The sequence below is a fragment of the Methylobacterium sp. WL7 genome (assembly GCF_008040085.1).
Lineage (GTDB): Bacteria > Pseudomonadota > Alphaproteobacteria > Rhizobiales > Beijerinckiaceae > Methylobacterium > Methylobacterium mesophilicum.
Genome location: NZ_VRVG01000188.1, coordinates 1 through 6953, shown reverse-complemented (window position 1 = coordinate 6953; position 6953 = coordinate 1). Strand labels below are relative to the sequence as shown.

At 64.7% G+C, this 6953-nt stretch carries 13 protein-coding genes and 1 pseudogene; all 14 read right to left on the bottom strand.

All coding sequences use genetic code 11. The features are described from left to right. Positions 1-443: pseudogene (locus tag FV233_RS27220) on the bottom strand (hypothetical protein); the annotation flags it as partial. Beyond that, complete coding sequence (locus FV233_RS27215; protein WP_210249509.1) at positions 443-685, bottom strand: hypothetical protein; 243 nt, start codon at positions 683-685, stop codon at positions 443-445. The pseudogene FV233_RS27220 and the gene FV233_RS27215, both read right to left, overlap by 1 nt. A gap of 129 nt (positions 686-814) precedes the next feature. After that, positions 815-970, bottom strand: coding sequence for a DUF3309 domain-containing protein (locus FV233_RS27210; protein WP_147899379.1), 156 nt, complete (start codon positions 968-970; stop codon positions 815-817). A 114-nt stretch (positions 971-1084) separates the two neighbouring features. Further along, positions 1085-1738 (bottom strand): transcription termination/antitermination NusG family protein, encoded by a 654-nt coding sequence (locus tag FV233_RS27205; RefSeq protein ID WP_246690108.1) that lies wholly within the window; start codon positions 1736-1738, stop codon positions 1085-1087. Further along, positions 1735-2286, bottom strand: a complete 552-nt coding sequence (locus tag FV233_RS27200) for a hypothetical protein (protein ID WP_147899378.1) — start codon at positions 2284-2286, stop codon at positions 1735-1737. The genes FV233_RS27205 and FV233_RS27200 overlap by 4 nt, the downstream gene beginning before the upstream one ends. A 16-nt stretch (positions 2287-2302) precedes the next feature. Continuing rightward, positions 2303-3349, bottom strand: a complete 1047-nt coding sequence (locus FV233_RS27195) for a DUF1376 domain-containing protein (RefSeq protein ID WP_187278246.1) — start codon at positions 3347-3349, stop codon at positions 2303-2305. Continuing rightward, a complete protein-coding gene (locus FV233_RS31420) occupies positions 3346-3891 on the bottom strand; it encodes an HNH endonuclease (protein ID WP_246690107.1) in 546 nt (181 codons plus the stop codon). The genes FV233_RS27195 and FV233_RS31420 overlap by 4 nt, the downstream gene beginning before the upstream one ends. Before the next feature lie 6 nt (positions 3892-3897). After that, entirely contained in the window at positions 3898-4179 is a 282-nt protein-coding gene (locus tag FV233_RS27185; protein ID WP_147899376.1) for a hypothetical protein, read from the bottom strand. Next, complete coding sequence (locus FV233_RS27180; RefSeq protein ID WP_147899375.1) at positions 4176-4430, bottom strand: hypothetical protein; 255 nt, start codon at positions 4428-4430, stop codon at positions 4176-4178. Before FV233_RS27180 ends, FV233_RS27185 begins: the two co-directional genes overlap by 4 nt. Beyond that, a complete protein-coding gene (locus tag FV233_RS27175) occupies positions 4427-4765 on the bottom strand; it encodes a hypothetical protein (protein WP_147899374.1) in 339 nt (112 codons plus the stop codon). Before FV233_RS27175 ends, FV233_RS27180 begins: the two co-directional genes overlap by 4 nt. Further along, entirely contained in the window at positions 4762-4905 is a 144-nt protein-coding gene (locus tag FV233_RS30685) for a hypothetical protein (protein ID WP_187278245.1), read from the bottom strand. The genes FV233_RS27175 and FV233_RS30685 overlap by 4 nt, the downstream gene beginning before the upstream one ends. Continuing rightward, on the bottom strand, positions 4902-5594 hold the full coding sequence (locus tag FV233_RS27170) for a DNA methyltransferase (protein ID WP_147899373.1): 693 nt from the start codon (positions 5592-5594) through the stop codon (positions 4902-4904). Before FV233_RS27170 ends, FV233_RS30685 begins: the two co-directional genes overlap by 4 nt. After that, positions 5591-6028 (bottom strand): hypothetical protein, encoded by a 438-nt coding sequence (locus tag FV233_RS27165; protein WP_147899372.1) that lies wholly within the window; start codon positions 6026-6028, stop codon positions 5591-5593. The genes FV233_RS27170 and FV233_RS27165 overlap by 4 nt, the downstream gene beginning before the upstream one ends. A gap of 23 nt (positions 6029-6051) precedes the next feature. Continuing rightward, complete coding sequence (locus FV233_RS27160; RefSeq protein WP_147899371.1) at positions 6052-6327, bottom strand: hypothetical protein; 276 nt, start codon at positions 6325-6327, stop codon at positions 6052-6054. Between the last annotated feature and the right edge of the window lie 626 nt (positions 6328-6953).

Genomic DNA, 6953 nt, shown 5'->3' with positions numbered 1-6953 from the left:
CTGGGCTCGCCGATGATGCTGTCGCCTGGAATGAGCCCCTTCCCAAGTTCGCCGAGCGGACCCATCAGGATCGCCTGCACGATGTCTCGGGTGGTCTCGCTGGTGTCTCCAGCCGCCCAGGCGTCAGTCGGATGACTGAAGCGCCGGCCGACCCACCATTCTGGATAGGCGCCGGTCAGATGGAGCGCGGTCTCGTAGCCGCCGACGCCAAAACTTTTGCCGATCCTGTTCGCAGCGAGCATGCAGCGATCGTACTCGGTGGCGCCAGCCGCGAAGAACGCGAGGTGCTTCGGATACAGCTCTCGGCGAAGCGGGCCGGTGTCTGGGTAGAGGCTGAACAGCTTCCGCCGCGCCGCCCGCCGGTTCTTCTCGGCCAGCAGAACGGCGAGCCGGCGCTTGGCGGCCAGGCGCTCAGCGTCGGAGCCTGAGCCAGCGGCCGTCATCAGTGCGTCGAGCCCCCTGAGATCAGACCAGCCGCCGTGCCCTCGCGCAGGATCTCGGCGTTGAGCTGAGCCTCGTCGAGGTCTTCCACCGTCATCGCCACCTTGGCCTCAACCGCCGACAGCCTCGGGTGAACATACGGCGCCGCAGCCTTGGCGGCTTCGAACTTGATCTCGTCGTACTCGACCGTGCCGTTGAGCAGGCCCGCCATGTAGTCGAGCGGCGTGATGCCCTCAGACGCCATGCGCTCCCGCGCTTCTTTGGTCTTCTGAGCCGCAATGCCGGGCTTGCGTCCAGCACCCGGACGAGCGCCGCCGCGAGCCATACTGAAACCTCTGAATGAATTCGATTTCGGTTGATTTGTCGGCGGCTTTCAAAGCCTGCCGCTCACCAACAACACGATCAGCACCACCACCAGCAGCCCCGCGATGGAGAACCCCGGGCCGCGATAGGCGCCGTTGCCGATGAAGCCGCCGCCACCGAAGGCGGCCAGGATGAGGATGATCAGGAGGATGGTGACGAGGGACATGCTGGCCTCACAATCAGAGAAGCCGCAGCGGAGCAAAGCTCAGTACGCCGCGCATGCGTCCGCAGGACTGGTGATGCAAACGCGCAACACAGCCCTGCAAGCGCCGAGATTATTTCAGGCAGCGCGTACCAAGTCAACGTCCACGTCCAGCTTAAGTTTCTGGCCGCGAGCATCGAGAAGCACTGCAATGCGCCGGCTCTCTGGTGCCCGCATCACCTGCCCGATCAGTCCCTCCCACATCGCGCCGACCAGACGAACCGACTGACCTTCGCTAAAGGCGTTCTGCGGCTTGGGCGCCTCGTATCCGTCGAACTCGTCGGCTGCCGCAAGCAACCGCATCTGCCAGGGCGGCAGCACAATCGGCGTCGGTCCTGACGACACGAGCGACACGACGCCCGGTTCGCGCAGGATGCTGTGCCACGACTGGTTCTTGGCCTTACCGACGAAGGCGTAGCCCGGGAACACAGGTCGGCGGACCAGAGATTTCCGGCCAGCATGGCGCCGCTCGACCACACGGCTTGGCGAGAACGGCGCGAAGCCTGCCCGCTCCAACCACTCGCATGCCCGCCTTTCGCCCTGGGGGGCCACGCTAGCGGCATAATAGGTCAGGCTGGGATCGAACCTCCCGATACGCTCCGGAGGGGCCTCAGCGGGCTTCTCTGGCCATCTACAGCGCTCTCCAGCGCAGATGGCGGGGTCAGCGTCGAGCACGCGAGCCGTGCCGTTGTGCTGCGGCGTCGCCTTAGCTTCGTAGCGAGTGGTGCTCACGCTGCTGTCTCCTTCTTCATCTCACCTTCCCGCTTGGCTCTGCGGGCTTCTAGATCGGAGAGGTGGGCGTTGGCGGCGGCACGGTCTGCCTGAGCAGCACTCCCCTCGCCTTCCTTGACCGCCGCGAAGCCGCCCTTGGCCCGCTGGTTGGTGTCGGCGACGAACCGCAGGTAGGCGGCCTGAACCTCGGCCTGCTCAGCCGGGCTCGGGGTGGCGTAGACCTCGGCATCGAGGATCAGAGCGATCCGCGCACGCTCGGCGTAGAAGGGCGCCAGCATCTCCCGGCACTCGTGGGCGATCTCGGCCGGCGTCGGGGCGTAGACCCGGTTCCCAAGCCTTCCGTCGAGGTATCTGGCGCAGATGTCCTCCACGACGGCCTGCGGATACGGCGTCAGGACCAGCGCATAGCCGCTCAGGATCTCATCGACCGTCGTCTCGGCGACGGAAGGCGATGCCATCAGCCCCTTCACCAAGCCCACCGCCCGGCGGATCGAAGCCTCACTCGCCCGGGTCAGGCCGCTGTCGATCTCGCAGACCCGCGCCTTCAACTCCCGCCGCTCGTCGTCAGTGGGTGCGAGCCGGTCCGGGATAGCGCGGCGGCGGAAATCCGCGGTTTCCTCCAGGTGGTTCGAGAAGCGCCGGACGAGCGTGTCCGTTCGAATATCCTGCCGCGCTAGCGACCGGTTCGGCGTCGAAGAGGAAAGGGCTCTGGTCATCTTCGCCTCGCATTTCGCGGTCTGCATTGCGGGATTGGTTCAGGAAGCTCTCTTGCGCGGATCTGGGCTTGGCCAACTGGCCGCCACGACCTCCACGCTCATCAGCCTCGTCCATCGCCTTTTCGAGAAAATCGAAGAGGGCCAAATTCCAGTCGGTCTTCTTGGCGGTCGGCCGCTTGGCGTTTGAATGCGACCACCGAAACATCCGGTCGCGTACTTTCACGACGAAGGCGCGGTCGTACCCACGCTCGGCGGCTTTCGCGGCGTGCCGCTCCGTGGGCTCAAAATCTACCGGGCAAAGGATGTTGGGCTTTGCGGGTTCGGATGCTCGTGAGCGCTTGCGCTCAGGGAGATGCGAAGCATCTTCCTGTTCTTCTCTCCTCTCCTCTCCTCTGCTTTTCGACGTTGGAGCAATTGCTTCGCTTGGGTCTTGTGAATTCAATGACTTAGACGCGTCCACTCGGGCTTCACTCGGACGGCACTCAGGGTCCACTCGGGGTTCACTCGTGGCCCACTCTTGGGGCACTCGACCTTCACTCGACCTCTGAACACCAGTGGATCGCTCTGCGAGCCCGCCTTTTTCACCCGCGGCGCGGCGCGCGGCTGACACACGCTCACGATCCGCAAGCTCTTCCGAGACCCGGTGATTGAACAGCTTGCCGTCCTTAGTGACGGCGATCTTGCCAGCCTCAATGAGGTGCTTGACCAGAGATGCGGCCTTCACATTGCCGCAGCGAAAGATCCCCATGAGGAACCGAGCGCTATTCGGGACCGGGCCACCGACCCCGTACATGGCATGGCAAAGGCGCAGGTAGGCGGCCTCTTGATCTAGATTTAAATCGACCGTGCCGTGGTCCCAGGCGCGAAAGTCCATTTTGTAAAATTCGCCCTTCATGACAGCCATTCCTCAGGCGTGCGGGCGCCTTTGCTGCGGTTACAGGGCTTGCAGGCGACGCACAGATTGCTCGGATGGTTCTCACCGCCCCGGCTGTAGGGAACGACGTGGTCGATCTCGAACGGGCCGCTGATGTCGCCGCAATAGGCGCAGACGAGACCGTCGCGCTCCACGACCGCACTCTTCATGGCGGCCCAGTTATACGGAAGCTCGCGCTGGGGCTTGCCGTTGTACTCGCGCTGCGCGGCTGGGGTCTGCTGCCGGGCGATTTCGGCGTGCGTGTCCGGCACGTCGTACCGATCAGAACAAAGCGCCACGATATGCCCGACGCGGGCGAGACCATCCAGCGCAGCCGTGACGCGCTTTTCCGTAAGGCCGGTTCGGCGATGAAGAGAGCGGACGGTCTCAGTGACCGGGCCGCTTTTCTCCATAACGCGCAGCATCAACACCATAAAGACGACCGCCTCATGCGGCGCCATCATTGACAGCGTCACGCCGAGCTTGAGCGGGTCGCATCTGAACCAAGGAGGACCGTCACCCATAGCGGTCTACGCCTCCCTGTTGGATTTGTTGAGCGAAAAGAACCGCTTAGGCGCGGATCTCTGCGCGAATGAGGCCCGCTGAGCGTCGAGCAAAATCGTCGCGATCTCGGTGATGGCGTCCGCGATCTCTCTTTGCGACCGCTCAATCTTGGCGACGGCGGATGTCATGCCGAGATCGTCGCAAGCGTCCCTCAGTCCGCAAAGGTCTGAGGTCGAATTGCGAACCTGCTTGAGCTGAGACCAGATCGTCTCGTCCTGCTCTCGGGTGAGGGTGATGGTGTTGGTCATGATCGCCCTCCCCGCTCGGTTGCATCGGAGCGATTGGAATGCCGGCCGGCGATAGCCGCAGCGACAAGCTCTTCAGCGGTAAAGGTGATGCGGCTGGCACCCGCGCACTCGTTACAGCCGCGACGCAGCCGACTGTGCATCCGTGGCCGCCAGTCGTCTTTCTCCGGCGGCCCGTCGGGGAAACAGCACGAGCACCAGCGCCCGTTGCCGATCAGGTAGGGGTCGTGGAACAGCCCGGCGCGAATGCTCATGCGGCCTCCCCGAACAGATCCAGCGTGTCGGTGACGGGGGTATGGGGCTTGGCGGGAGGAGCCTCGGACGAAACTTCGCGAGCAGACTGCACGCGATCTTTCGATGCGATCTCAGCCTCGGCAGAGGCGATGCAGGACGGGTCGGAGCAGGTCAGCACACCCGCCGTCGTCAGCGTCTCTCCGAAGCCGTAGCAGGAGGATTGGCCACAGTAGGCGCACCAGCGCTCTAGGGACTGGCGGGCGGATTGCTCCTGCTGCCAGCCAGAGTCGGTGAGGCGGTCAACCCGGAAGAACAGGCCAGCCTTGCCGGCGAGGGTTTGTTCTAGGTCGCTCATGACGGGTCGCCCTCCCCGCACCAGTGCATCAGGACGGCGTAGAAGCCGTGCGTGGGGCCGAGGTCAGCGCAGACAGTCCAACCAGCCATGATGAGCGCTGGAACGTCTGTGTGGCGCGCGTAGCGGAGCCAGGAGGTCATAGGAGCGCCTCCTGAACCGGACGGGCGGCAGGCTCCGCGAAGAGGCGCGGCCGACGAAGCTCTTCAGCGATGCGCCGACACGACGTGTCGAAGTGGTGAACCTCACGCTCAACGCCGGTGAAGCCGAGGCCTTTGCCGACGCACGCCACGCCGGTCGTGCCCGAACCGCAGTACGGATCCACGACGGTCTCGACGCCGGCCGGCAGCTGATCCAGGCACCACGACATCACGCCGAGCGGCTTCTGGGTCAGGTGGAAGCGAGGCTCCTTGCCCTTGCGGAGCATGCCGTTCCACATCCAGTGGATGCGACGGACGGCCTTGGGCAAGTTCGTCCAAGCCAGTTCGCAATCGGCGAAATCGTTGTCGCCGTTGACCTTGTCCCAGACCAGCCAGCACGAGGTGGCGGGCAGCGCGAAATAGTTGCCGCCGAAGATGATCTGCCAGAGCGTGTTGGAGCGGATCCAGTCGAGGACGACCGGGTCAGCCGGTTCGGCATCCCAGGCGTCCGTGCCGTAGTCGTTCGGCTTGGCCAGCGTGCCGCGCGTGTTGTTCTTCTTAGCGCTCTCGCCAATCCCGTAGGGCGGATCCGTCACGCAGGCGTCGAACCGGCCGAGGGTCGGTAGGATCTCGCGGTTATCGCCACAGATCACGACGACGTTCTCGGAGAGCTGTTCCTTACGCACGCTCATGCTGCCTCCGATGCTGCGCAGGGCCGCTGGACGCGCGAGAGGCCGACGAACGGGCGCAGCTCGGCGATCAGGTCATTCGACGACCCGTGCCAGTGCAGATGCGTTTCCTCAGCATCCCGGTCATTGCCGATGATGCCGAAGCTCTGCAGGATGTCGGAGACGCCGGCGATGGCGTTGTCCTGGTCAAGACGGGACACGGCCGGCAGCCACAAGGTCAGCACGTAGCCGCCCGCGATCCGGCCCGGCCGCTGCTGATTGATCCGCCAGCCGGCATCCGTCAGCCAGCGCCGGTAGCGATCCGACAGGCGGACGCCACCACCCTGGCGATGCGCCCAGACGGCATTGGACGAGGGCGGCATCGGAAGGCGCAGCAGGACGCGATCGGCCGCTTTCCGTTCTGGCTGGCCTGCGATGATAGCGGACGCCGTAGGCATAGGGCCTCGTGCAGTGAGAGGGGTCAGAAGGGGCTGGGCGGGACGAGGAGCGGGGCGTAGGCCGCAGCGCGCTCGACAAAGGCCGTGTAGCGAAGGGCTCGGTCGCGCATCCGGTCGCGAGCGAGATGCTGGCGCTCGACAGTGCGCGGCGGGGTCGGGGACAGGCCGACGTAGCGAAGCACTGTCCCGCGCGAGCACCCGACAGCGCTCGCGATCTCGGTGTTGGTGAGGCCTGCCGCACGCAGATCCTGCATGCGGCGAAGCTCAAGGTTGGTGACGTGCCCGGCGGCGTTCGGCATCAGTCACTCTCCCGCAGCCAAGCGCCGAACTCGGCTAGCGAGAAGCCGAGCCCGGTCAGACTCTTCCCGAGAAGAGTGCGCAGCGAGTGCGGCAAGGCGTTCCGCAAGAGCCTCAAAGTCGGTCGCAAGCGCCGTAAGCTCATTCCGATGACTTTCTGCCCGGCGGCGCCGAGCGGTTCGAATAAGGTCAGCTTCATGGGCGTCGATGCGCCGGGCTTTGCCGTACCAAAGGTCCCAGGCTCGCCAGTAAGACAGCCCCGTCACGCGAGCGGCGGACGCTATTCTCGACTTGATGTTGCCGCCCTCCATCGGAGGGGCGATCAACTTCAAAGCGTCTTGGATTTCACACGCGAGCGCAGTCACGCGCGTCTCCCATGAGCTGTGGGACACTTCCCACCTCCTTTGCTGTCGATTGGATCTCGACAGCGGGTGGCAGCCAGTCAGCCGCGAAGCGGATGCAGGAGCACTGGAGGTGGCACGGATACGCAGCACTGAGGGAAACAAGAGCGCCCCGTCCTGGCAGGACTACATTGAGGCTCTTAAGATCGAGGGGTGTCGCTACAGGCCGGCAAGCCTGAGCAAAGCCTTGGAGGAACGAGATCGTCTGGCCGGCAAGCCGCGCGATC

Coding starts and splice junctions, on each gene's coding strand:
- FV233_RS27210 (WP_147899379.1), bottom strand. CDS start 970: ATGTCCCTCGTCACCATCCTCCTGATCATCCTCATCCTGGCCGCCTTC.
- FV233_RS30685 (WP_187278245.1), bottom strand. CDS start 4,905: ATGACCTCCTGGCTCCGCTACGCGCGCCACACAGACGTTCCAGCGCTC.
- FV233_RS27180 (WP_147899375.1), bottom strand. CDS start 4,430: ATGAGCATTCGCGCCGGGCTGTTCCACGACCCCTACCTGATCGGCAAC.
- FV233_RS31420 (WP_246690107.1), bottom strand. CDS start 3,891: ATGGGTGACGGTCCTCCTTGGTTCAGATGCGACCCGCTCAAGCTCGGC.
- FV233_RS27165 (WP_147899372.1), bottom strand. CDS start 6,028: ATGCCTACGGCGTCCGCTATCATCGCAGGCCAGCCAGAACGGAAAGCG.
- FV233_RS27160 (WP_147899371.1), bottom strand. CDS start 6,327: ATGCCGAACGCCGCCGGGCACGTCACCAACCTTGAGCTTCGCCGCATG.
- FV233_RS27170 (WP_147899373.1), bottom strand. CDS start 5,594: ATGAGCGTGCGTAAGGAACAGCTCTCCGAGAACGTCGTCGTGATCTGT.
- FV233_RS27195 (WP_187278246.1), bottom strand. CDS start 3,349: ATGAAGGGCGAATTTTACAAAATGGACTTTCGCGCCTGGGACCACGGC.
- FV233_RS27215 (WP_210249509.1), bottom strand. CDS start 685: ATGGCGTCTGAGGGCATCACGCCGCTCGACTACATGGCGGGCCTGCTC.
- FV233_RS27175 (WP_147899374.1), bottom strand. CDS start 4,765: ATGAGCGACCTAGAACAAACCCTCGCCGGCAAGGCTGGCCTGTTCTTC.
- FV233_RS27185 (WP_147899376.1), bottom strand. CDS start 4,179: ATGACCAACACCATCACCCTCACCCGAGAGCAGGACGAGACGATCTGG.